Source organism: [Flexibacter] sp. ATCC 35208 (assembly GCF_001975825.1).
Classification (GTDB): Bacteria; Bacteroidota; Bacteroidia; order Chitinophagales; family Chitinophagaceae; genus Chitinophaga.
On the sequence record NZ_MTKN01000049.1, the window covers coordinates 16,598 to 38,975 of the forward strand.

At 42.8% G+C, this 22,378-nt stretch carries 20 protein-coding genes; 9 read left to right on the forward strand and 11 right to left on the reverse strand.

Annotation, left to right across the window (positions count from 1 at the left end):
- Position 1: 1 nt before the first annotated feature.
- The 4 genes from BW716_RS25265 (at position 2) to BW716_RS25280 (ending at position 3,240) form a co-directional block, all read left to right on the forward strand.
- A complete protein-coding gene (locus tag BW716_RS25265; protein ID WP_083727305.1) occupies positions 2-1,291 on the forward strand; it encodes a histidinol-phosphate transaminase in 1,290 nt (429 codons plus the stop codon).
- A gap of 8 nt (positions 1,292-1,299) precedes the next feature.
- The gene (locus BW716_RS25270; protein ID WP_083727307.1) at positions 1,300-2,283 is read left to right on the forward strand and encodes a Hint domain-containing protein; all 984 of its coding nucleotides are present in this window, start codon (positions 1,300-1,302) and stop codon (positions 2,281-2,283) included.
- 199 nt (positions 2,284-2,482) lie between these two features.
- Positions 2,483-3,025, forward strand: a complete 543-nt coding sequence (locus tag BW716_RS36270) for a hypothetical protein (RefSeq protein WP_143709025.1) — start codon at positions 2,483-2,485, stop codon at positions 3,023-3,025.
- Between the two features lie 11 nt (positions 3,026-3,036).
- On the forward strand, positions 3,037-3,240 hold the full coding sequence (locus BW716_RS25280; protein ID WP_083727311.1) for a hypothetical protein: 204 nt from the start codon (positions 3,037-3,039) through the stop codon (positions 3,238-3,240).
- Between the two features lie 224 nt (positions 3,241-3,464).
- Here the strand turns inward: BW716_RS25280 and BW716_RS25285 are convergent, their stop codons facing one another.
- Both BW716_RS25285 and BW716_RS25290 read right to left on the reverse strand, forming a co-directional pair.
- Positions 3,465-4,214: a hypothetical protein gene (locus tag BW716_RS25285; protein ID WP_143709026.1), complete on the reverse strand. Its 750-nt coding sequence runs from the start codon at positions 4,212-4,214 to the stop codon at positions 3,465-3,467.
- Between the two features lie 168 nt (positions 4,215-4,382).
- Complete coding sequence (locus tag BW716_RS25290) at positions 4,383-6,515, reverse strand: translation factor GTPase family protein (protein WP_083727315.1); 2,133 nt, start codon at positions 6,513-6,515, stop codon at positions 4,383-4,385.
- Positions 6,516-6,946: 431 nt separating this feature from the next.
- Between BW716_RS25290 and BW716_RS25295 the strand changes: the two genes are divergently transcribed.
- Entirely contained in the window at positions 6,947-7,249 is a 303-nt protein-coding gene (locus BW716_RS25295) for a hypothetical protein (protein ID WP_083727317.1), read from the forward strand.
- A 250-nt stretch (positions 7,250-7,499) separates the two neighbouring features.
- Here the strand turns inward: BW716_RS25295 and BW716_RS25300 are convergent, their stop codons facing one another.
- Entirely contained in the window at positions 7,500-8,441 is a 942-nt protein-coding gene (locus tag BW716_RS25300; protein WP_083727319.1) for a serpin family protein, read from the reverse strand.
- Between the two features lie 39 nt (positions 8,442-8,480).
- On the opposite strand from BW716_RS25300, the gene BW716_RS25305 reads away from it, so the two are divergent.
- Complete coding sequence (locus BW716_RS25305; protein ID WP_083727321.1) at positions 8,481-9,401, forward strand: GlxA family transcriptional regulator; 921 nt, start codon at positions 8,481-8,483, stop codon at positions 9,399-9,401.
- 297 nt (positions 9,402-9,698) lie between these two features.
- Entirely contained in the window at positions 9,699-10,457 is a 759-nt protein-coding gene (locus BW716_RS25310) for a DJ-1/PfpI family protein (RefSeq protein WP_083727323.1), read from the forward strand.
- Positions 10,458-10,936: 479 nt separating this feature from the next.
- On the opposite strand, the gene BW716_RS25315 is transcribed toward BW716_RS25310, so the two are convergent.
- The 6 genes from BW716_RS25315 to BW716_RS25345 all read right to left on the reverse strand — a co-directional run bounded on the left by BW716_RS25315 (position 10,937) and on the right by BW716_RS25345 (position 17,281).
- Positions 10,937-11,920 (reverse strand): GlxA family transcriptional regulator, encoded by a 984-nt coding sequence (locus BW716_RS25315; protein ID WP_083727325.1) that lies wholly within the window; start codon positions 11,918-11,920, stop codon positions 10,937-10,939.
- 177 nt (positions 11,921-12,097) lie between these two features.
- The gene (locus BW716_RS25320) at positions 12,098-13,165 is read right to left on the reverse strand and encodes a trans-acting enoyl reductase family protein (RefSeq protein WP_083727327.1); all 1,068 of its coding nucleotides are present in this window, start codon (positions 13,163-13,165) and stop codon (positions 12,098-12,100) included.
- Positions 13,166-13,190: 25 nt separating this feature from the next.
- The gene (locus BW716_RS25325) at positions 13,191-13,628 is read right to left on the reverse strand and encodes a DUF6526 family protein (RefSeq protein ID WP_083727329.1); all 438 of its coding nucleotides are present in this window, start codon (positions 13,626-13,628) and stop codon (positions 13,191-13,193) included.
- A gap of 402 nt (positions 13,629-14,030) precedes the next feature.
- The gene (locus BW716_RS25335; RefSeq protein WP_083727333.1) at positions 14,031-14,828 is read right to left on the reverse strand and encodes an AraC family transcriptional regulator; all 798 of its coding nucleotides are present in this window, start codon (positions 14,826-14,828) and stop codon (positions 14,031-14,033) included.
- A gap of 129 nt (positions 14,829-14,957) precedes the next feature.
- The gene (locus tag BW716_RS25340; protein ID WP_083727335.1) at positions 14,958-16,376 is read right to left on the reverse strand and encodes an aldehyde dehydrogenase family protein; all 1,419 of its coding nucleotides are present in this window, start codon (positions 16,374-16,376) and stop codon (positions 14,958-14,960) included.
- Between the two features lie 344 nt (positions 16,377-16,720).
- Positions 16,721-17,281, reverse strand: coding sequence for a Crp/Fnr family transcriptional regulator (locus tag BW716_RS25345; RefSeq protein ID WP_083727337.1), 561 nt, complete (start codon positions 17,279-17,281; stop codon positions 16,721-16,723).
- Positions 17,282-17,351: 70 nt separating this feature from the next.
- Here BW716_RS25345 and BW716_RS25350 point away from each other — a divergent pair, with 70 nt between their 5' ends.
- Positions 17,352-18,338 (forward strand): NAD(P)-dependent oxidoreductase, encoded by a 987-nt coding sequence (locus tag BW716_RS25350; protein ID WP_083727402.1) that lies wholly within the window; start codon positions 17,352-17,354, stop codon positions 18,336-18,338.
- A gap of 228 nt (positions 18,339-18,566) precedes the next feature.
- On the opposite strand, the gene BW716_RS25355 is transcribed toward BW716_RS25350, so the two are convergent.
- A complete protein-coding gene (locus BW716_RS25355; protein ID WP_083727339.1) occupies positions 18,567-19,415 on the reverse strand; it encodes an NAD(P)-dependent oxidoreductase in 849 nt (282 codons plus the stop codon).
- A 184-nt stretch (positions 19,416-19,599) separates the two neighbouring features.
- Here BW716_RS25355 and BW716_RS25360 point away from each other — a divergent pair, with 184 nt between their 5' ends.
- Positions 19,600-19,962, forward strand: coding sequence for a DUF2809 domain-containing protein (locus BW716_RS25360; protein ID WP_083727341.1), 363 nt, complete (start codon positions 19,600-19,602; stop codon positions 19,960-19,962).
- Between the two features lie 119 nt (positions 19,963-20,081).
- Here BW716_RS25360 and BW716_RS37735 read toward each other — a convergent pair whose 3' ends face one another.
- Complete coding sequence (locus BW716_RS37735; RefSeq protein ID WP_083727343.1) at positions 20,082-22,250, reverse strand: glycosyl hydrolase family 18 protein; 2,169 nt, start codon at positions 22,248-22,250, stop codon at positions 20,082-20,084.
- Between the last annotated feature and the right edge of the window lie 128 nt (positions 22,251-22,378).

Here is a 22,378-nt window from a genome sequence, read left to right on the forward strand (position 1 = left end):
TATGATGATGCGTACCACCAACAAATCAATTAACAGGCGGGATTGGTTAAAGGCCACCGCCCTATTTACGGGAGGGTTGACAATGTTGCCACCTATGTTGCAAGGGTTGCAGGCGGCGCCTGCTGCGGAGGCTTCTGTTACAACGTTAGAACCTCCCGTTTCAGCTTTAGGTCATTCCGGGTTAGCGGCCAACAACCTACAGACCTCATTGACCAGTTTATCTGCAGAAACGACATCTCCGCTCACGGGTTTACATGCCGATGCCGCTATTGAGCCCCGCATTCCCGGCATACTCAAAGCCCGCTTATTTGCCAATGAAAACCCATTCGGCCCTTCCACAATTGCTAAAAAAGCGATGATAGACAGTATGGACAATGGCTATCAATATCCATTCATGCTACTCAAAGACCTGGAAGCAAAAATTTGCGCCTATGAAGGTCTCGATGCAAAAATGCTCATGACAAGTGCGGGATCATCTCCTTTACTATTAGGAACTGCTATTACATTATTAAGTAATGGTGGAAATGTCGTCAGCGCAGACCCTACTTACGATGACTTACCCACCCGCTGTGAAAAAATAAAAGCTACCTGGATCAAAGTGCCGTTAAAAGCAGATTACACACATGATCTGGATGCAATGGAAAAGGCGATTAATAAAGACACGAAACTCGTTTACATCTGCAATCCCAACAACCCTACGGGCACCATTGTAGACGTAGCAAAATTAAAAGACTTCTGCGAGCGGGTATCTAAAAAAGTCCCTGTCTTTGTAGATGAAGCCTACATTGATTACCTCCCTGATCCAGCGGCTACTACACTTATAGAAAGCGTAAAGAAAGGACAGAACCTCATCATCGCGCGCACCTTTTCAAAAGTATATGGGCTGGCCGGACTTCGTATTGGTTATGTCATCGCCCAACCAGCTATGATCGATCTATTAAGCCATTATTCCGCTGCCGGTGGATATGCATTGTCATTACCAGCTATAACTGCTGCATTGGCAAGTTATAATGACAAACCTTATATAGATGAAGTGAAAAAGAAGATGGAAGCCAGCAAGCGCTTCTTGTATGAAACACTGAAGAAAGAGGGGTATACGTATATTCCATCTCATACCAACTTCGTCATGTTCCCCTTAAAAATGGAAGGCCAGCGATTTGTAGAAGAAATGGGCAAAAGGGGTGTAGGGCTGCGCAACTGGAAACTAAATAACGAGGATTGGTGCAGGATCAGCATTGGTCGTCTGGATGAAATGCAGGCATTTGCAGCTGCTTTTAAAGAATTATCTTAAATAGAATTATGCGCACACTACTATTATTATATTTTTGTTTTGGTTGGATATACACAGCATTCGCACAATCAAGACCCATTCGCACGGACGAATACGACAGAGCAAAGACATTTACAGTAAAAGACCTGGATAACGATACGTATGTAAAGTTCAACAACGCGTACGTACTGGATCGCTATGAAATGCGCAAACCGTATATCATCACGGGAGATGATGGATTGAAGAAACGTATCGACCTTTATCGCCTGGTGGCCAAAGACAGTATGATGGATATTGGCACTGTAATATTCTACACAAATGAGAAAGGTACTTTATACACAGCGGTATTGCCTTTGTTCAACAGTAATCCTGAAATCTGGAATAAGTATTTCGAAGATATTCATGCGATAGACAAAGTAGAGAAAAACTATGTATTGAAATTATCCTACGTGCTCTCGCGCGAGTTTAGTTTCCAATTATATAAATCCATGAATGCGGGGAAAGATGTAAAAGCAGAAGGCGCAACGTATGGTACCGACATTTGTTTTCCGGGAGATGAACAGGTGACACTTGCCGATGGTTCGCAGAAGACACTAAAGAACATTCTGCCCGGAGATAAAATCATTAGTCTTGATGCGGTGACACATACGACCAGTATTATGAAAGTAAAAGAACTGGTGGTACATCAACCGGCAAATTATGCAATTACGCAATTACTGGCGGTGCATGTAGTAGCGAATGATACACAGGATGCACATGTAGTAAGTATTTCTGGAAAGATACTACAGGCAACACCGAATCATCCCATACAAACATCAGCAGGGAAGAAGAAGATGGGAGAGGTGAGAGATGGAGAAGAGTTGTTGTGTATAGATGAGCAAAGCAAACAGGTACTCACTTATGTAGTGGTAAATAAAACAGAAAAAGCGAATGGTACGCAGCCTGTATATAATATTGTAGCAGAAGGAGAGGGGACGTTTATCATGAATAGCATGATGGTTCTGCAGAAATAATTCTCAGGTGATTTACCTTAAGAAAAAGCGTTACTTACTTGCAGTAAGTAACGCTTTTTCTTATAAATAACAATGGCATTATCATTTAAAAAACCACATTATAAACTGAAAAAAATATTGAATTAGTTGCGTTTTTTTCAACCTATATTCGTTAGCTTTAGATAGACAATTCCATTGTAGAAAAACCAAAATTCACAACATGTCAACCTCATTTTACAATTTTGATCATTACATAGAAGCAAATGAAAAACGGGATACAGCAATAAGAACCGAATATGATAAAACGATTAGTCGGGTATCAAACATTTTAATTATTTATTCAGGCATATCTGCATTTCTGGTTTCAATATGCAAAGATTTTTTTTCTTTACCATTTAATACCTGGTATTTTATTGCATTGATGTTATTTGGAATTCTTTTCCTGATATCATTTGTGTATGCGATTCGATTCTTATTTCCAATCGTCATTCCATTTCTTTTGGTACCCCAATGGTACTTCGGAAAAGTACGATCAGAGATGGAAGCTGCTTTCTCTAATGAGTCTGAGCTTACAGATGAAATAAAAGAGCAGATAAATCAGCAAATAAAAAACTCGTATTTAGAGGAATTAAAAGGCTCCATTGATTTTAATAGTAAGGTTGTTATACGCAAACAAGGATATTACAACAAAGCATTAAAACATGCAATATTTTGCATATTCCCATTCATCATATGCATCATATTTTATTTAAGTCATAAATAAAAACCAACAAAATGAATAAAAAAAGTGAAAGAAGGATTTCAGATTTTAAACTGCAACCTGAATCTAAACCTAATGAAGGAACCATGTTCTTTGGTATTCCTGAAGACCAGCAGATAAAAGTAGAACTTGGGTTTATTAATTTCTGGACTGGCAAAATCACTCCGGGTAAGTTCATATTACCAAATGGGAAAGTAATATTAACTTACCCATATTAAAAAGAGCGCATTTGCTTTCGTGCAAATGCGCTCTTCTATAAAGAAAACTATTTTATACGTTCTTGTATCAATCAAAACATTGAATACGCATCTTAATCAAACGACTTACTGCGCTAATTTCTATCAATCGAAACATTCAATACACACCTCAATCAACCTAACCATTTAACACACTAACTTCTATCAACCAAACCATGACTCCCCTATCTTCTCAATCCCCCCATCTATTGTTGTAACAGCGTATCCACCTCCGGTACCACCCCCTCACTATCCACCATCAAATCATTATACTCAATCCTACTCGTCTCCGACAAATCCCTCCTCACATCCCCCTCTTTCATCCCCTTCACAAATTCCCCTTTCTGTATAATACAAATCGCCCCATACACATTATTCATACTCAACTGTACCCACACCTCTGCACCTCTATTCCTCAACACATACGTATTCAACTCAATCCCCCCGAACCCCACAGTAAATCCTCTCTCCTTATCATAAATCTCATCATCACCCACTCTCTCCATCTCCGCCTTTGTTGGTATATCGGTACTTACTTTCACACCTCCCACACTCGTTATCATCTTATCATAACTCTTCTCCACCTTCGAAATACTAAACATTGCCGGTTTACTTTCCTCCCTCACCAACTCCGCCTTAAACGTCTTCCCTTCCACCGGCATCAATTTCCCATCAGCGAGAAAATATTCCTCACCTCTATCTTTCAACTTCACATTCCTATACTGATACCCCTTCGGCGCAGGGAAAAAAGGGAAATCCCCCAAATCTAAATTCGTCTTTGGTACCTTGCTCATATTAAATGCAGCACGTGCAACAGCAGGATAAGTCTCTGCAGTATCTGCAGCTACCATAGTATCTGTAACAGTGCTATCATTATGAACAATGGGTTGTTTATGCGGTTGGCAGGCTGGAAGTATATACAATAGAGGTAATAGCGCATAGAGATACCGTTTCATAGAATGCATATATTTGGCTGACATTAAACAACAATCATGCTAATAAAAGTTGGATAGCTAGGAAGACAAATATAATACGCTCATATTCAATATACAAGAGGCCAGCCAAAAAGATTCGGCTGACCTCCTGATTTATCGGGATTTTACATAATCTGGAACGATATTCCATCACACCACCACACTAGCCGGCGCCTGCTCATACCCTTCAAACGTAATCGACACAGCAGCCCTTCCCGCACACAACGATCTCAACGTATCCACATACCCAAACAACTCTGCCAACGGCACATCTGCAGTAATCACCTGCGCATTCCCTCTCATTTCCATATTCCTTATCATACCACGTCTTCTATTCATATCCCCCGTCACCACACCTGTATATTCTTCAGGCGTAGTCACCTCCACACTCATCACTGGCTCCAACAACCTTGGCCTTGCCTGCGCCGCCACACTCTTAAAACCAATAATCGCAGCATGTTCAAAATCCAGCGCATGAGAATCATTATCATGTATCACACCATCCAACAACCGCACTCTCATAGACTGCATCGGATACCCAGCCAATACACCCGTCTTCATTGCCTCTTCAAAACCTTTCTGCACAGCAGGAATATATTCTCTGGGAATTGCACCACCCTTAATCTCATTCACAAACTCCAAACCAGCTAACCCATCCGCACGAGGTCCCAGTTCAAACTGAATCACCGCAAAACTACCACTACCACCATTCTGCTTCTTATACACTTCCTTGTGGATAACAGAAGATGTAAACACCTCCTTATAAGCAATCTGCGGTTGACCCTTACTCACTTCCAACTGATAATTCGTCGCTATCTTTTCAAGTACAACTTCCAGGTGCAACTCACCCATACCTTTCAGGATCGTCTGTCCGGAAGCCGCATCCACACTTACCTGCAATGTAGGATCTTCATCCACCAATCTTGCCAGCACCTCACCCAACCTGTTCGCATCTTTCGCCAGTTTCGCTTCCACCGCATAACCAATCATTGGCTCAGGGAAATGAATGCTTTCCAAAGAAACAGGATGCGCAGGATCAGACAGCGTATCACCCGTACGCACTTCTTTCAAACCTACTACCGCACCAATATCACCAGCACCAATTTCTTCCACGGCTTCAAACTTGTCAGACATAATACGCAGCAATCTGCTGACACGTACTTTCTTATTCGTACGACTATTCCACACCATGTCACCAGTACGCAACGCACCAGTATACACTCTCACCAAAGTCAACTTGCCGGCATACTCATCTGCCATGATCTTGAATGCTAACGCTGCCAACGGGCTTTCGATTATAGTAGGAGAAAGACGTTCACTTTTTGCTGCCAACGGACTTTCACTTCCCGCAAGAGATTGACCTTCGCGTTCTGCTGAAAACGAACTTTCACTTCCCACAGAAGATCGACCTTCACCTTCTTCAGCCAATGGGCTTTCGACGTCCACAGGAGAAGGCAAATAACGCACCACCGCATCCAGCAAAGGCTGTACACCCTTATTCCGATACGCCGCCGCTGCCAGCACAGGTATCAACACACGACTCAGCGTAGCCTTTCTGACAGCAGTAACTAAATCCTCATTCGTTACACTAGCCGGATCATCTGTGTACTTTTCAAAGATATGCTCATCAACCAATGACAACTCTTCCAGCAATGTTTGCCTTGCCTGCAAAGCAGCCTGTTGCAAAGTAGCAGGTATCTCAGTAACCACAAATTGTTTACCATCATCACTATTCCACACATATGCCTCCATAGTGATCAGATCAATCACACCAGAGAAATTATCCTCTGCACCAATCGGTATCTGCACCGGCACCACATTCGCCTGCAACATATTTCTAATCTCCCGGACTACATGCTGGAAGTCCGCACCCTGTCTATCCATCTTATTGATGAGCACAATTCTCGGCACTCCATACTTATCCGCTTGTCTCCACACCGTTTCAGATTGTGGTTGTACACCGGACTTCGCACAGAACACCACGACACCACCATCCAACACGCGCAGTGAACGTTCTACTTCCGCCGTAAAGTCAATGTGACCGGGGGTATCGATCAGATTAATCTGATGATCTTGCCAATAAGTAGTAATGGCAGCAGAAGATATCGTGATACCACGTTTTTCTTCCTGCGGATCACTATCCATGACAGTATTCCCTTCATCGACACTACCTAATTTATGCGTCAAACCCGTGTAGTACAACATACGTTCAGTGACGGTAGTTTTACCGGCATCGACATGGGCCATGATTCCTATATTCCTATATTGAGATAAACGTTTCATAAAATAAATGTTAAAAAAAAGCGCCTCCCGTTTGGTAACGAGAGGCGCTTGCTATGTGCAAATGCATTCCCTGTTACCGGACTAGTCTGGTAATTACGATAATCAATAATTTAATTGTCAGGAGCATCATGCTGTAAAATAATATAATTGCTAAAAGATTAATTTGACTCACGGGGGAGACAAGGCTTACTTGAAAAACAATAAAAGCGATTGTGGGAGTGTGTAGTAGATGATACAACATATCCGGGTGCAAGGCTGCCTCCCCGTCTTAAATAAAGACGATACAAGTACTGGCAATTACTGCCCTTATTACTGTACGATATGAGTTATGAGTAAACATGGTGCAAATATATAAAGAATATCTATGAAAACAAAATCCACATAGGGGGCATTGATTATCAATACCCTTAATTTTGTCGTAATTTACTGTTATGACTAAGGATCGGAAATCACCACATATACTAAATACCTCTACGAATTTGTTAGGCTTTTGCCTGATCGTATTGACATCTATCAAGGTAGCGCGGTTCAATCACGTTACTGTGATTGATGATGTAACAGGTATAGCGGCTATATTGCTGATGGCCAGCTGTTTGTTTTCCTTCCTATCCCTGCGTTCTTCCAGGCCACAGTGGAGTGAAAAATTGGAGACGGCAGCTGATTATATCTTTCTTGCCGCACTGGTGTGCATCAGCATCACCATTATTTTTGTATCCTTTAATTTATTGACTTAAGCTTAGCCTGCTTTATTAGCATCCACTATCATAAAGGTTACATCCTTAATTTATTGAAGTAAACTTAGTCTGCTTCATTGCCATCCACCATCATAAAATTTACATCCTTAATTTATTGAAGTAAGCTTAGCCTGCTTCATTGCCATCCACCATCATAAAGTTTACATCCTTAATTTATTGAAGTAAGCTTAGCCTGCTTCATTGCCATCCACCATCATAAAGCTTACATCCTTAATTTATTGAAGTAAACTTATTCTTCATTATTGGCATCCATGATTTCATCATTTTCCACTTTCAACATAAAATAAGGGAATGCGGATTTCTTCTTTTGCAACAACACAACAAATGGCTTATCAAAAATAAGATTGGGTGGACGCTTCACTTCTCCTGAATCCAATGTAGCCGCAGCTACTGCCAATTCTGCAGCATCCACTACTTTCGCGCCTTCCTGATCCAATGTAAATGAGGTCTTCTGACGGGCGGTTTTTATTTTATAGCTCTGTCCTTTTGCCTTAAAATCAATTCCTTCCAGTTCCTTAAAGTGCTCTTCCTCCATAAATTTCAGTACCGGTATCTGCAATGAAGCATACTCCGTAATCGTCGTTCCCTTTCTGATGGCGCCCTGGACTTGCTGCAGGATGACATGTAGGTTAGCACCCTTATTAAATCCCTTGGCCAATATCATATCTGAAGACTTATCCTTTGAATCTAAGTTCATGACAAAATGATCTTCATCTCTATAATAAATAAGGTGCGCTTCTCCAATGATTTCCGGATCATAATCTATCATACCAAATGCTTTCACTGGCTTACCATTAAAAGTAAATGGCTGATGCAGTGGTTGCATCGGCACTTCAAACCCTAAATCCTTTTGAAAATTAACCAGTAAAGTAATTTGCGCCCCATCTATCCTCACATCCTTTTTATACTCCTTAGGACCTAACAGATCCTCTGATAACGGACTATCATTCATCCACTTCACCGCCTTCGCCTTATTATTAATTGGCGCACCTACCTGTTTCCTCATCTCATTCCATGCCAATGTAAAACTTGCCGAAAACGCGATATTCTTACTCACATCCACCGGCGTCAGCATATTGGGAACAATCTGTGATCTCGAATAATATCTTGTTTTTTTACAGGCGATCATCAGCACCATGGCCGCCAGCAAATAGGGATATAAAGTTTTCATAACTCTAAGTTATAACAAAAATCGGCTACCTTTACCCTGATGGTCAACAGGGTCATATTTTTCATAGCCAGTCAAACGCACATTCTCGATCTCGCCGGACCTGTACAGGTGTTCTACGAGGCAGCAGAATATGGGCATCCCTATGAAATTATTTATCTCTCCGATCAACCGGAAAAAGCCTGCTCTTCCGGTTTGATGATTGGCCAGCTCCAACACATTAATGATATTACGATCCGGCAGGATGACATCATTTTTATTCCCGGGTTTCAGTTGCAGGCGGACAATCATGCACTCAGTGATTGGTTGATCCACATTGCTCACGCTGGTGCCACCCTTTGCTCAGTATGTACAGGTTCCTTTGCCCTGGCTGCCGCCGGTATTCTAAATGGACATGGCTGTACGACCCACTGGAAATATACCCAACGCCTGCAGGAGGAATATCCGGATACAAAGGTTTTCACTAACCGCCTCTTTGTAAAAAGTGGTAATATCTACACCAGTGCCGGCATTACCACAGGTATCGACCTGGCGCTATTTATTATTGAAGAACGCCATGGTCCGGCTTTTGCCTGGCAACTGGCTGCTGAGCTGGTGGTGTATATTCGCCGTGATGGCGACGATTCCCAGCAAAGCGTTTATCTGCAATATCGCCGGCATATTAATAATCATATTCATCAGGTACAGGATTTTATCATTCATCATCTTGACCAGAAGCTATCTCTTGATACTTTAGCGGCGCAGGTGCACACTGGTTCACGGAATCTGACCAGGATGTTTAAAGCTGCAACCGGGATTACTATTGGGCAGTATATTGATAAACTGAGGGTGGAGAAAGCGGTTAATTTGTTAAAGGAGAAAAACAAGGTTACGATTGTGGCGCAGCAATGTGGGTTTAAAAGTGTGGTGCAGTTGAGGACGATGGTGAAAAAACATACGGGAGCGTTGCCGTCCAAGGTGTAATGAGGTTGTTAAGGTGGTCGTTAAAGTGAGTTGTTAAAGTGGGTCGTTAAAGTGAGTTGTTAAGGTGGGTTGTTAAGGTGAGCTGTTAAGGTGAGCTGTTAAAGTGAGTTGTTAAGATGAGTTGTTAGGTGAGCTGTTAAGATGAGTTGTTAGGTGGGTTGTTAAGGTGAGCTGTTAAGTTGGCTTGTTAAGATGAAACGTAAAGATGGCTTTTAAAGATGTCCCGATTCTTTCCTTCCTTGTCCTTCTTCCTCCTTTTTTCACCTCCTACCTTTGTCCCATAAACTTACCGCCATTATGAAACGGATCATTTCAATCGTGCTTTTTACCATGTTGACCGCCTTTGCCAGCGCACAAACCTATATTTGCCCACCCTGCAATGGCCCCAGCTGTGACACCCTCACCTTCACCCAACCCGGCAAATGCCCCCACTGTGGCATGAAGCTGATTAAAAAAGGAGATGAAATCAAGAAACTAAACGTCTGCTTCTACCTCTACGACGGCATTGAAGTCCTGGACTTTGCAGGCCCACTGGAAGTATTTTCCTATGCAGGCTGCAATATCTATATCGTATCCAAGACGACTGACCCGCTTCATGCCCAGGGTGTACTCAAGGTATTACCTACCTACAGTATCGAAAATGCCCCTCCTGCGGATATCTTTGTCACCTTTGGAGGCAATGATGATGTAGCAGCCAATGACCCTGAAGTGATTAAATGGATTCAATCCCGGATTCCCAATACCAAATACTTTATGTCCGTATGCACCGGTGCCTTTATCCTTGGCAAAGCCGGTATCCTGGATCATAAAACAGTGACTACTTTCCACAACAGCATTGAAAACCTGCGAAAAGCATTGCCAAACAGCACAGTACTGGCTGATAAACGTTTTGTAGAGGATGGAAATGTATTAACAACCGCAGGAATTTCTGCTGGTATAGATGGGGCGCTGCACCTGGTAGAGAAATTACGTGGACATGATGTGGCTATACAGATAGCGAAACAAATGGAATATGATAAATGGGTGCCAGGCGAAGGACTGGTTGTAAAACAATAACAATTAAAATCTGGCTGTAAAGCAATAAAATTAGAATCTGGTTTTCTAAAACAAAAACCAGCATTATATCAAGGTCTTCCTTGCGCCATCAAGAACCGAAAAAAACGAGGCTGTATCTTAAGTATGATACGGCCTCGTTTTTTCGGATACCTAATGGAGATAGGTAGTCCTTTAAGCACTTCTGAGGAGGTTTATTTATTTTTGATACACGCTCGTTTTTTTAGGTCTGATAGAAACATCATTCAGATACCTGATGGAATCAACTATTCGTTTAAGTGATACTCAGGAGGTTTATTTATTATTGATACAACCTTTTACTTTATACTACGACTGCATCCGCATATTTATATTACAATAGCCATTATCCTGCAACTGCCTGCTTTACATTACAATCGTTTCTTTATACAGCAATCGCCGCCATTATCCAACAACTGCATGCTTTATACTGTAATCGTTGCTTTATCCTGCTACTGACGCTCTCACACCGCAATCGCCTCCTTATTATACTTATTCCGATACTCCACCGGCGATAACCCCGTCTTCCTCTTAAATACAGTTCTAAACGCCTTATTATCCGCATACCCCACCTCACACATCACCTCATTAATATTTTTACGGCTGGTTTCAAACCCTTTTTTGGCAGCTTCTATCTTCACCCGTTGAATATATTCAGAAACCGTATTGCTGGTTGCCTTCTTAAATCTCCTTTCAAAACTCCTTCTCCCCATCGTACAAAGCGATGCCAATTGATCAACCGTGATCCGCTCCTGAAAGTTTTGCTCAATAAAATCCTGTGCCCGCTTAATATCATCATCCAGATGATCCCGCTGTCCGCGGAACATGATAAACGGCGACTGACTAAACCTGTCAATTTCAATAGCAAAGAACTTCGCGCAGAAGATCGCCATTTCCCGGTCAGTATATTTTTCTACCAGGTACAGGAGTAAATTCCAGAAAGAATTTGCCCCTCCGCTGGAATAAATCCCGTTCTCATCGGTGATAATCCTGTCAGATACCATTTCCACATCAGGAAACATTTTTCTGAACAGGTGCTCAGACTGCCAGTGGGTACTGCACTTCTTACCATCCAGCAAACCAGTGGCTGCCAGCAGAAAAGCGCCTACACATAGACTGGCGACTTCCGCTCCGCCTGCATACTGTGCCCTGATCCAGGGGAAGAAATCGCTGTTGGCGGCAATGACTTTGTCCATTTCCCCGTTTACCGCAGGGATAATGATCAGGTCAGTAGTAAAGTCATCTTGTATACTCAGATCCGGGGTTACTTTACAAAATCCATCATATACCATAGCATCGTGGGTCAGGCCTACCAGTTGGATAGTGAATAAAGGATCTTCTCCCCGGTCGGTCAGGAAGCGATTCACGTTAAAGAACATTTTATGTGTGCCTTCAATACAGCCCAGGGACGCGGCACCTCTGGGAATTAATATAGATATGTGTTTCATGGTTGTAGGTCATATTGTGCGAACCCTAAGTTACTGAAAAATGTAACTTAATGACCGATGCCGATCAACCGGGTTGATTGCATGGGCAAAATGCCATTCTATGACCAATACGAATGCCATTCACAGGGGAAGGCGTAGCAGGGCCCGGTACGACTCACTATTGAAATGATGTGGGTTTTATGCAATAAGTTCTCTTTTTACACCTTCTATTTCCATAATCAACTCCGCCCCATAGGCAGTAGCGGGTGTTTGATATCCTGATTTAAAATCCTTTTTTAATACTTTCTTTGTAATCAACAGCGCAGCCAACGCAGTCAATGTATAAGCTTCAGGCACCACCATATTTGCAGTAAGCACATCTCCTTTCGCATTACTCACTTGTGCCCAGATAAGCGCATTCGTTTTATCCCGCATTACCTGATCCGGCCCCGGTGATTGTCTTTTAACAATCGCATTGGCAATGCCACGTACAAGTTGCGTCTTCAGCAACCAATTATAAGCACCTTGTCCTTTCAGGAAAAACCAGGCCGCTTTGTTTATATTAATATACGTCTCAATATTCGGTATACCTGTGGAAACATAAGCCGTACTCAAATCGCCCCATGGCAAACTCATTGTGAACAACTTCTTTTTCACCCCGGGGAATTGCACATACATCCCTTTTTTCCCTACAGGTTCTTCCACCAATTTTCCATCTATTCTTGACAAACCGGGTAGTCCCAATTTAAGCACGGTATTAATAGCTGTTCCTCTTGATAAAGCACTATTCAATATAGCAAATGCAATCTTCAATGAACGCGCATCTGGCATTTGTTGTTTCAACCATAGCGCAAGACAGTCGGTCGGTACCACATCATAACCTGCACCCGGCAGCAGCATCACACCACTATCGCGGGCAGCCTTATCATAAGTACGGATCATGTCATAAATAATCGCATCACCATTCAAATCCAGGTAATGCCGACCTTCGGTAATACATGCTTCGACGAGTTGCTTCGCTGTAAAGTCGTACGGTCCGGCAGCATTTACAACAACAGCGACCTCTTGCAAAGCCTTTTGCATAGCAGGTTTATCCTCCAATGCAAATACCCTGACAGGCAAGTTCAACGCTGCCCCCAATTTCTCCAATGCCGGTTTATTTCTACCAGCCAATATAGGTTGCAAACCAAATGCTGCCGCGTAGCGTGCTATTAATTCTCCGGTATAGCCATTTGCTCCATAGAGCAGGAATGTTTGATCCAACATGGGAGAAATGTACAAATATTCTTTGTTATACTCTCATATAATCACCCTGCCAATCTACAACTGCACGCTTAATCTGATCAGGTGAGAGGTTTTCCGCAATGGCTCTTTTTACAAGGTCAGGCAATTCTCCATCAGATGCGAACCTTAGGGCTAAGATCTGACCAAGGGAAAGATTCTTTTCTAATAGCTCAAACCGCTGGCCGGTGATAGTGAAGTATCTGAACCTTACTTCTAATCTGACGATCCTATCCTGGGTAGTAAGGGCGTAATGCTGTCTGAGCATGAAGCCGAGCCAACCGATAATGAACAATAGGAGGGTAATGAATATCCATTCCCATGATGCATCCGGATGTTTAATGGCGAAGAAGATACTGCATATTATACCCACTAAAAGGACAGGGTAGAATACGAAGTGATGAGGTGGGTAGTACCTGATGTGGTTTTGATAGTTTTGTTTTTCCATGTGGTAAAAATAGAAAAGTCCTCTATTGAAGAGGACAATCTTAATAAAATTATATTATAATTCTTACTGCTAAATAGCCATGAATCTCCTCAAAGCACCGTTATTGGACAGGATATCAATTGCTTTATTTACTTCCTGCATTTTTTTTAGGTACAGGTATTTTACCTTTCAGCTTATTCAGTCGTTCACTTACAACCATGGTTACCTCACGATTGAATAACTCACTGTGAAATTTTAATACTTTTCCCTCTATATCAAATTTAAGCTTTTTTAATAAATAATGCATTGGCCAGAACAGCCCCTTCAAAAGGAACGATATCATTTTGATAATCCATAAATACACGAAACTTACGCACTCTCCCTCACCCTCACTACCCGCCTTCTTCGAATACCTCATCCAACTCACGCACTCACCCTCGATGGCGCCACCCCATACATCTTCTTAAACACAAACGAAAAATGTGACAAATCCTTAAACCCAACTTCCAAATACACATCAGAAGATTTCCAACCTTTCTCCTTTATCAAATAATACGCATCCTCCAATCGCTTCTGCTGCAACCACTTCCCCGGTGTAGTATGAAACACCTTTTCAAAATCCCTCTTAAACGTCGCCAAACTCCGTCCTGTCAAATACGCAAACCTGCTAATATCCACATTAAATTTATAATGCTCATTCATATACGCCTCCAGATCTATCTTCCCTGGCGCACTAAAATCAAACAACAAATTCTTCAACTCAGGCTTCAATTGCAATAACAACATTGCTGCCTCCTTCACCTTCATCATTGTCAACATGGGATTATGCACTCCCTCCCCATCTATATAAGGCTGCAATGAATCTCTATAATGTGTCAATAGCTGATGCTCTGGCAAATGGAAATTCTTCTCACCACGAAAAATGCCATCCGCTTTCAAGCCCGTTTCCTGACTTAAACTATGTAACAACTCCTGATCCATCCTAATCCCCACTGTCTTAAAATCACCTCCTCCAACTGGTGGAATCTTTACAAACTTCGCCAGCTGATTTCTTGCAAAAAACCTGAAATCACCTTCTTTAAACACATAATGCACTCCATCTAAATACACCTCCTGCGTACCCGCGACTACATAACCTAACGAATGTTCTCCAATGAAATTCTCCCCCTCCCTACTCACGTGATGGTAACAAGACACCAGTATTCTATCCTTTTCTAACATAAGTTACAATTAAATTTCGGCAGGAATTTCACTTCCTGCCGGTCATTCCTGTTCATTATTTCAAGCATTGTTCTGATCTGTTCATTCTCTGAACATAGCTGTCAGCCTTGCTTAAGGATTCAACATCTCTCAATCCCGAATAATCGTCTTCGGCTCCACATACTCCTCCAATCCAAAGGTACCATATTCTCTCCCTATCCCTGACTGTTTAAACCCACCAAACGGCGCCATCGGATCATGCTGCAAGCTATTCACCATCACTCTCCCTGCCACTATCTGCTCCGCCACCTTTCTCGCCCGCTCTTCATTCGTACTACTCACATACGCCGCCAATCCATATGTCGTATCATTCGCCATCGCTATTGCCTCTTCCTCTGTTTTATATGTCAATACTGAAATCACCGGTCCAAAGATTTCCTCCCTCGCTATCCGCATATCAGGCGTTACATTTGTAAACACTGTTGGCTTTACAAAGTTACCACCTTCCAATCCTTCCGGATGCCCTGGCCCACCAGCTAATACCTCAGCACCCTGCTCTATACCTAATTGAATATAAGACTGTACCCGCTCATATTGCTTTACACTCACCATAGGCCCGATGGCAGTACCGGCATCTGCAGGATCACCCACCTTCACATTCGCCACCTCCTCTTTCAACAATGCCTTCACTTCATCCAAACGCGCCTCCGGCACCAACAATCTCGTACCCGCTATACATGCCTGTCCGCTATTCATAAAACCTGCGGCCACCGCCATCGGAATTGCCTTTGAAAAATCAGCATCATCAAGTATGATATTAGGAGATTTACCACCCAATTCCAACGTCACTCTCTTCATTGTATCCACTGCTCCTCTGGCGATCGTCTTTCCCACAGCTGTTGAACCGGTAAAAGAGATCTTCGCCACATCCGGATGGCGTGTCAACTCAGCGCCTACTATATTGCCCAGTCCATTTACCACATTGTAAATCCCTGCTGGCAAACCCGCTTCATGAAATGCTTCCAGCACCACCTGTGTTTGCAATGCACTCATTTCACTTGGTTTAATCACCACTGTACAACCAGCAGATATTGCAGTCGCCAGCTTTCCACAAATGAAGTTCGCATTTGCATTCCATGGTGTAATGATCCCTACCACACCCAATGGCTCCATTCTCACTACTGACCGACCCACCTTTCTCTCAAATTCAAAATCAAATAATACCTCCTGTGCATGCAAAAAAGCGGCCAGCGCCATCTCTGTACTTGCCCTGGCACGGGATACCGGCGCACCGTATTCCTGGATAGTAGCAGCAGTCAGATCATCAATACGCAAAGCAAGCGCATCGTGTAATTTTTGCAGGTATTTAATACGAGTCTCCCTCGAAGAAATAGAAAACGTCTTAAATGCTTCCTTTGCACTTGCTATCGCCAGCTGTGTATCTGTTTCATCACCCAGTCTTACCTGACCAATGACCGCATTTGTAGCTGGATTAATCAGCTCAAACATTTCCTGTCCATGTGGAGTCACAAATGCCCCGTTGATATAAATTTTATCTATCGTTTTCATAATTGATATTTTGATAGATCAAAGGTAGGGAGAGAAGGGGTCACGCTGTTTTGTTCTAAAGCTCAAATTACTTTGTTATAAGGATCAGGTTACATAGTACAATCAATTAAAGTTGTGTTGCTACAAAGGAGGAGATTACCTTACTACAATGGATCAGCTTACCCTGCTATAAAGAATAAGGTTACCCCTTACTACAATGGATCAGGTTACCTTACTATAAAGAATAAGGTTACCTTACTACAATAGATCAGCTAACATTATTACAATAGATCAAATTACCATACTACAAAGAATCTGCTTACCTTATCACAAAGGATCAACTAACCTCCCGTCAAATGCCCAGTTTACCCTGCATTCTCCTTCAATATCCGGTTCAAACTCCTTACACTAATCCCCATATACCCCGCCAGATCCTGTTTTGTAAAAGCAATCTGCTGTGCAGCCAGCATTTTCTGCAATTGGGGCAATAGCGCTGCCATCGTATATAGTTGTTGTCTCGCCATCTTCACAGAAGAATTCGCTACCCGCGTAGCCAGCAACCGCATCACCAGATTATTAAAAGCAGGAATGGTCTGTAAAAAATAATGGAACTGCCCGACTCCCATTGCATACAGACTCACAGGTGTTACGGCATCTACGCTACAAACGGTTTTTGTACCACGAATCGCCTCTACCTCACCCAGCATTTCACCTTCACCCAGGAATTCAAGTATGTACTCTTTGCCATTCTCTTCCGTAATCAGGGGCTTGACCACACCAGAGCGGATGATATATACCTGCAGCATCTCCTGCTCCTGGAATATAAACCGTTGTCCGGCATCAAATTGTCTCATGGTAATTGCACCACCCGCTGCAGGCAGAATGTCATTGAATAATTGTAATAATGCGTGGTTTGTTTGGATCATATTGTAAATTGGGACAAATGTCCCGCGATTAATGTTTACCCAAAGTAAATTTACATCCTCAATTGATTATATGAAAATACTCATCACTGGCAGTACCGGACATCTAGGCGAAGCATTGGTCAGAACCCTCTCTCCGCAAGGACATGAGATCGTGGCCATCGATATACAACCTTCCTCTTTCACCACCCATGTTGGCAATATTGCCAATGCCACCTTTGTACAACGCTGTATGGAAGGCGTAGATATCGTACTCCATACTGCCACCCTGCATAAACCACATGTAGACACTCACTCCCGTCAGGAATTTATTGACACCAATATCACCGGCACCTTGCAACTGCTGGAAGCGGCAACTGCCAATAAGGTAAAGGCATTCATCTTCACCAGTACCACCAGCGTATTCGGTGATGCTCTGATTCCACCTCCTGGTCAGCCAGCGGCATGGATTACAGAAGATGTAACACCTCAACCCAAGAACATCTACGGCGTTACTAAAACTGCTGCCGAAGATCTTTGCCAGCTCTTTCACCGCAATCAAAAATTACCTGTTCTGATCCTGCGTACTTCCCGCTTCTTCCCGGAACAGGATGATAATAAAGGTATGCGCGATGCATTTGCAGATGATAATCTAAAAGCACTCGAATACCTGTACCGCCGTGTTGATGTGGAAGATGTAGTATCCGCACATATCGCTGCAATGCACAAAGCGCCAGAGATTGGTTTCGGGAAATACATTATCAGTGCAACGACGCCTTTTACGACAGCAGATCTTCCTGTATTAAGAGAGCATGCACCACAAATAATAAAACAAATTTATCCGGAAGCTACGAACATTTTCGCTCAGCACAACTGGCAATTCCTCCCAAAAATAGATAGGGTATATGTCAATGAAAAAGCACGCAGAGAATTGCATTGGCAGCCACAACACGACTTTGGTTCTTTGTTACAAAAACTAAAACAAGGGCAATCTATAAAAAGTAAACTGGCAGATATGATTGGTGCAAAGGGCTATCATTCAGAATCCTTCTCAGAAGGCCCTTATCCAGTAAATCATTAAAGGCCAGGTAAATTTTAAAAGATTCCGTGGATCACTAAGGTCCTGTGAATAATCAAAGGCTCCATAAATTACTAAATGCTTTCGAATCATCAAGGTCTCCGTAAATCTTCAAACCCCTTTGAATCATCTAAGACGTTACAATTCACTAAACCCCACCAATCACAAACCTCATTAAATTCACCAACCTTATTAAAAAAGGCGGCTTTCACCAAGGCCGCCTTTCAATTATTATAACACATCTTTACTAATCACCGTCCAATCCTTATTGCCAAACCCTTTCTCTATCCACTCATCCATCACCTTCGCCACCACCGGTATCACATTCAGATTCGTTCCCGCACTCGCTGTCGCATCCATAAACAACCCCGCATCTTTCCTGGCCATATTCAACTCCCATGATGGCTCATCATAAGGCGCTGACAACATCCGCTTCAACCTGGATGTAACAGACAAACCCGGATTCCAATCTCCCAACAACGTCAGAATATCATCCCCATTTACACCCAATGCCTTACCCACTGAAAGCATATCCGTCAAACCTGCTGTCAAACATATTAAAAATGAATTTCCTACCAGTTTCATAGCAGCAGCCTTCCCAACTTCATTTCCAAAATTCACCAGTTTACCCGTCATTGGTGCCAACACAGGCTCCAAATTACTCAACACAGCAGCATCACCAGACACCAGCATATAACCCGTACTTTCCAATGCATTCCCCGGTCCCATAAACACAGGTGCATGTTGATAAGTAAACCCTTTCTCTTTCCATTCTTTTGTACGTGCCTTCGCACCCTCTACGGTAGTGGTAGTATGATCTATAATCACAGCACCCGGTTTTAATCCAGGTTGCGCTGCTGCCAACACTTCATTCACCGCAGCATCATCCTTCACGACTATATGCACATAATCTGCACCCTTCACAGCATCCGCCACATTCGCAAAAGCCTTCGCGCCAAAAGCCTCCATCGCTGTGGCTCTCGAAGTCGTTCTGTTCCATACCTGTAACTGCTCTCCCTTTTTAATTAAAGCCTTCGTGAAATTTGATCCTAAAAGGCCCATACCTAAGAATGCTCTCATAATTCCGTTATTTTTATTAAAGTTACGAAAATTCATCCTTTCGTTCCGGAACGACAACACCATTTGAAGGATAGACCTTATCAAAAACACCAATTGAACCTTAAGCTGTAACCCGCAAATCAAAAAGTACCCCTTCCCGTTAATCCTGATACATCCGCTCAATTATATTCCTATCTTAGCACTCATGCTAAAGTTTAGTCTAAAGTATTTTTTGCTGGCCCTTGCCCTCTTTATTACCGAGGTATTAATAGCCCTATATGTACACGACTCCTTCATCCGCCCCTATGTAGGTGACTATCTCGTTGTTATCTTCATTTACTGCGTGGTAAGAAGCATCTACCAGGCGCCTGTAAAACGTGTTGCCCTGGGAGTATTACTCTTTTCTTACCTGATTGAGATCGGTCAATACTTCAATCTCGTCAGCATGCTGGGACTGCAACATAACAAAGCCGCCAGAATTATTATCGGCACCAGCTTTGCGTGGAGCGACCTGATTGCATATACTTTAGGTATTCTGACTGTGATACTAGTAGAGAAAAAACGATAGCATCCCCAATAAAACATTCATAAAAAAAGGCATTCACCAACGGGGAATGAAAACCATTTTCAAAGAAAAAAGCGCTTTCACCATACGGCAAAAGCGCTCCCAGGTTTTATCAATTAAGATTACAATCGTATCAGTTTCACACTCTCCTTCCGCGTACCCACTGCGTTAGAAAGCTTCACTATCCATGTACCTACCGGTACCTTACTAATATCTACACTTATCATCTGTGCACCTTTCGCCCCGGCTGTATAAACTTTCCTCACTACCGGGCCTGTACCATCCACACTCCACAATTCAAGTACCACCTGCTCACCAGCCACCACACTTACTTTCACCTGCAGCGTACTACCTGTCACAGGATTAGGATATACCGTCACAGGAACAGAATCAGCTGTTTCATAAGTAGTATTCGCTACTCTTGCACTGCTGCTACAAGCACCCAGTGGCTGCCACCAGTAATCAGCAGTACCCGGTGTTACATTGTACAAACCATTTGCCAGTGACACATACAGATAGCCATTGTACACCACTTTATCACCCGCATTATACACAGAAGGATAAGGCTGGTAAGTTGCCACACCTGCACAATTACCCGTGCTGGTAGAACCAGAAACTGTAATACTCACCGCACTGCTGGTAGTAGAAGCACCACCGTTATCAGTTGCTTTTGCTGTCAGAGAATAAGTACCCGCTGCTACACTTGTCCAACTATAACTATAAGGAGAAGCTGTAGATGTACCTAACAAGGTAGCACCATTGTAAAACTCTACCTTCGCAATACTACCATCAGCATCAGCAGCACTTGCTGTAATGCTCACAGATGCCGGCGCTGTATAAGATGCCCCTGATGCAGGAGCGGTCAAACTCACAGTAGGCGCTTTGTTAGAACCTGAAGAAGAACCACAATCACTTACATAAGACCACACCTGACCATCACCCGTATGTGTATCAGGCTGTTCATTCTGTGTCCACCATTTAGCAGTATACAATTTACTATTGTACACGACCTGTGCACCACCCAGATAAATATCTGTAGCCGTCCAGGTAGCTACACCACTACAATTACCACCTGTACTACCACCACCCACGGTGATCGTTACTGTAGAACTGGTTGTAACGGCACCACTGTTATCAGTCGCTTTTGCTGTCAGGGAATAAGTGCCTGCTGCTACACTTGCCCAGCTATAAGTATAAGGAGAAGCGGTAGACGTACCTAACAATGTAGATCCATTATAGAATTCCACTTTCGTCACACTACCATCTGCATCAGCAGCAGTGGCGGTAATGCTGACTGTAGCACCAGCTGTAAAAGTAGCGTTGTTAGCAGGAGAGGTAATGCTCACTGTTGGATACTTGTTTCCAGTATTGCCACCGCCTTTCACAACCACTTCATCGTGAATTGCAGACAACAATGAATAAGTACCCGTAGCATCCATAGATAATTCCCAAATCATGATTCCACCACCCTGATCATAAGCGAGGTCTGTTTTACTCTTGATGGTAGTAATACCATTATAACCTACACCATTATAAGTATCAGCATAAGGACTGGCACCTCTTGCGATCAGCGCAGCATAGCTTTCCCATGAAGGACGTCCGTAAAAAGGAACACCTAATACAGTCTTAGCTGCTGGCAAACCTTTGCCTTTCCAGTAAGAAATAGATTGAGAAGCATAGGTATAGGTAGAGTGATCATAATTATTATAATCATACGCCATCAGGTTCAGAAAATCTACCTGAGAAAATACGCTACTCAATACACCATCGCCGCCAGTACCTACTACGGCAGCGGTTAATAATTTACCCTGTGCATGCAGCGAAGTCGCCAACGCGGTCATGAGAGATACATAGTTGTTCGCAGAAGTACCCGCATCCGGATATTCCCAGTCAATGTCTGCGCCATCCAGGTTGTACTGGTTAACGAAGTTCATGATGTTCGTCACGAATGCAGAACGGTAAGTACTGTTGCCGGCCAGTGTCTCAAAACCACTGTCATCGCCATTGTTCCAGCCACCTACAGAGATCATCACCTTTACACCATTGGCATGTGCCAATGATACAAGGCTCTGTAATTTAGACGGATTATCAATGGATTGTAATCCACCTGTTGCTGTAGGTAATAAGAAGGCGTAATTAATGTGAGTCAGTTTGCTGTACTGTACAGTATTCACATCTCCCTGCCAGGAGGGCATGTAGCCGATTACTTTGAACTGTGCATGGGACAAAAAGGAGGTGATAAGCAACAAACAGGATAGTATTCCTGCTCTTATCATTTGTTTTGTTGTCATTTATTTGGTTTTTTAGGAATGGTTATTATGAGTATGCACAGTAGTCGTACGAGAGGGGCAACAGTACTATATTTGAGAAAAAAAAAGCGCCTGTCTTACGACAAGAGCTTTTTCAATATTTAGTTTGA

Coding starts and splice junctions, on each gene's coding strand:
- BW716_RS25355 (WP_083727339.1), bottom strand. CDS start 19,415: ATGAGAGCATTCTTAGGTATGGGCCTTTTAGGATCAAATTTCACGAAG.
- BW716_RS25320 (WP_083727327.1), bottom strand. CDS start 13,165: ATGTTGGATCAAACATTCCTGCTCTATGGAGCAAATGGCTATACCGGA.
- BW716_RS25290 (WP_083727315.1), bottom strand. CDS start 6,515: ATGAAACGTTTATCTCAATATAGGAATATAGGAATCATGGCCCATGTC.
- BW716_RS25315 (WP_083727325.1), bottom strand. CDS start 11,920: ATGAAACACATATCTATATTAATTCCCAGAGGTGCCGCGTCCCTGGGC.
- BW716_RS25345 (WP_083727337.1), bottom strand. CDS start 17,281: ATGATCCAAACAAACCACGCATTATTACAATTATTCAATGACATTCTG.
- BW716_RS25270 (WP_083727307.1), top strand. CDS start 1,300: ATGCGCACACTACTATTATTATATTTTTGTTTTGGTTGGATATACACA.
- BW716_RS25340 (WP_083727335.1), bottom strand. CDS start 16,376: ATGAAAACGATAGATAAAATTTATATCAACGGGGCATTTGTGACTCCA.
- BW716_RS25265 (WP_083727305.1), top strand. CDS start 2: ATGATGATGCGTACCACCAACAAATCAATTAACAGGCGGGATTGGTTA.
- BW716_RS25350 (WP_083727402.1), top strand. CDS start 17,352: ATGAAAATACTCATCACTGGCAGTACCGGACATCTAGGCGAAGCATTG.
- BW716_RS25285 (WP_143709026.1), bottom strand. CDS start 4,214: ATGAAACGGTATCTCTATGCGCTATTACCTCTATTGTATATACTTCCA.
- BW716_RS37735 (WP_083727343.1), bottom strand. CDS start 22,250: ATGACAACAAAACAAATGATAAGAGCAGGAATACTATCCTGTTTGTTG.
- BW716_RS25300 (WP_083727319.1), bottom strand. CDS start 8,441: ATGAAAACTTTATATCCCTATTTGCTGGCGGCCATGGTGCTGATGATC.
- BW716_RS36270 (WP_143709025.1), top strand. CDS start 2,483: ATGTCAACCTCATTTTACAATTTTGATCATTACATAGAAGCAAATGAA.
- BW716_RS25335 (WP_083727333.1), bottom strand. CDS start 14,828: ATGTTAGAAAAGGATAGAATACTGGTGTCTTGTTACCATCACGTGAGT.
- BW716_RS25325 (WP_083727329.1), bottom strand. CDS start 13,628: ATGGAAAAACAAAACTATCAAAACCACATCAGGTACTACCCACCTCAT.
- BW716_RS25310 (WP_083727323.1), top strand. CDS start 9,699: ATGAAACGGATCATTTCAATCGTGCTTTTTACCATGTTGACCGCCTTT.
- BW716_RS25305 (WP_083727321.1), top strand. CDS start 8,481: ATGGTCAACAGGGTCATATTTTTCATAGCCAGTCAAACGCACATTCTC.
- BW716_RS25280 (WP_083727311.1), top strand. CDS start 3,037: ATGAATAAAAAAAGTGAAAGAAGGATTTCAGATTTTAAACTGCAACCT.
- BW716_RS25295 (WP_083727317.1), top strand. CDS start 6,947: ATGACTAAGGATCGGAAATCACCACATATACTAAATACCTCTACGAAT.
- BW716_RS25360 (WP_083727341.1), top strand. CDS start 19,600: ATGCTAAAGTTTAGTCTAAAGTATTTTTTGCTGGCCCTTGCCCTCTTT.